This window comes from Mesorhizobium sp. M7A.F.Ca.ET.027.03.2.1 (assembly GCF_003999175.1).
Taxonomy (GTDB): domain Bacteria; phylum Pseudomonadota; class Alphaproteobacteria; order Rhizobiales; family Rhizobiaceae; genus Mesorhizobium.
In genome coordinates this window covers 1-1,075 of sequence record NZ_RZOM01001483.1, presented here as the reverse complement: position 1 = coordinate 1,075, position 1,075 = coordinate 1, and the positions used below count along the sequence as shown (strand labels likewise).

General features: G+C 65.2%; 3 protein-coding genes. 1 reads left to right on the top strand and 2 read right to left on the bottom strand.

The features are described from left to right. On the top strand, window positions 1–384 hold a 384-nt coding region (gene rpsP / locus EN750_RS35810; protein ID WP_127399382.1), incomplete at its 5' end, for a 30S ribosomal protein S16. A gap of 80 nt (window positions 385–464) precedes the next feature. Here rpsP and EN750_RS35805 read toward each other — a convergent pair. Both EN750_RS35805 and EN750_RS35800 read right to left on the bottom strand, forming a co-directional pair. Next, window positions 465–728, bottom strand: coding sequence for a glycine zipper domain-containing protein (locus tag EN750_RS35805; RefSeq protein WP_027037482.1), 264 nt, complete (start codon window positions 726–728; stop codon window positions 465–467). 134 nt (window positions 729–862) lie between these two features. Then, window positions 863–1,075, bottom strand: a 213-nt coding sequence (locus EN750_RS35800) for a DoxX family protein (RefSeq protein ID WP_189526725.1), incomplete at its 5' end; no start/stop codon positions are given.

The window sequence follows — 1,075 nt, the reverse complement described above, 5'->3', positions numbered from 1 at the left end:
CGACTGGCCCGTGCGGGCTCGAAGAAGCGTCCTTACTACCACGTCGTCATTGCCGACGCCCGTTCGCCGCGTGACGGCCGGTTCATCGAGTCGATCGGCTCGTGGAACCCGCTGCTGCCCAAGGACGGCGAACGCGTCAAGGTCGACGCCGACCGCGTCAAGCATTGGCTGGCGCATGGCGCCCAGCCGACCGACCGCGTGCTGCGCTTCCTCGACGAGGCTGGCCTCGTCAAGCGCGACGCCCGTTCCAACCCGAAGAAGGCCGAGCCGGGCAAGAAGGCGCAGGAACGCGCTGCCCTTCTGAAGAAGGCGCAGGAAGATGCCGCTGCTGCTGTTGCGGCCGCCGCTGCACCGGCCGAGGCGGAAGCCGCCACCGCCGAATAATTGCTCTATTCGCATCCAGGAAAACGGCGGGCCATGTGCCCGCCGTTTTGCTGTCCAGTTCTGTCTGTAAGAGCTGCCGATCAATAACCGTCCGGGCAGCGGTCGACGTAGACGCGGCCACGGCGATCACGGTAGCGGCATTCGCCACGCTCGCTCGCCCGGCCGATCAGCGCGCCGGCAACGGCGCCGACAGCACCACCGACGACGGCGCCTTCAACCGGATCGCCAGCGACCGCCGCACCGACGGCAGCCCCACCGAGGCCGCCTACGGCCGCGCCTTTTTCCGTTTGCGAACAAGCGGCGAGCGGCACCAGCAGCGCCATCAAAAGCATCGTTTTCTTCATCATCGTTCCTCTCCGATAGGAGCCGCCTCCGCCGCCAGGCAAATCTCTAACTCGCAACTCGGCGATTCGATCCCTGAGACATTGCCCGGCAAAGGGTTCAGGCTTCGAGTTGAAAGCGATGCTTCGATCTGGATCTAACGGCTGAACGGGATCAGCGCGCGGACCCTGGCATCGCGCAGACACAGGCCGCCCCACAGGATAATGCCGAGATAGACGCCGAACAGCATGTGCGAGAACAGCGGGTTGTCGACGCAGACATTGGTGGCGATAGCGCCGCCCATATAGGCGGTGAGCAGGATGGCGCCGAGCACCGAAGTGCGCGGCAGTGCATAGAGAGCGGTCGAGAT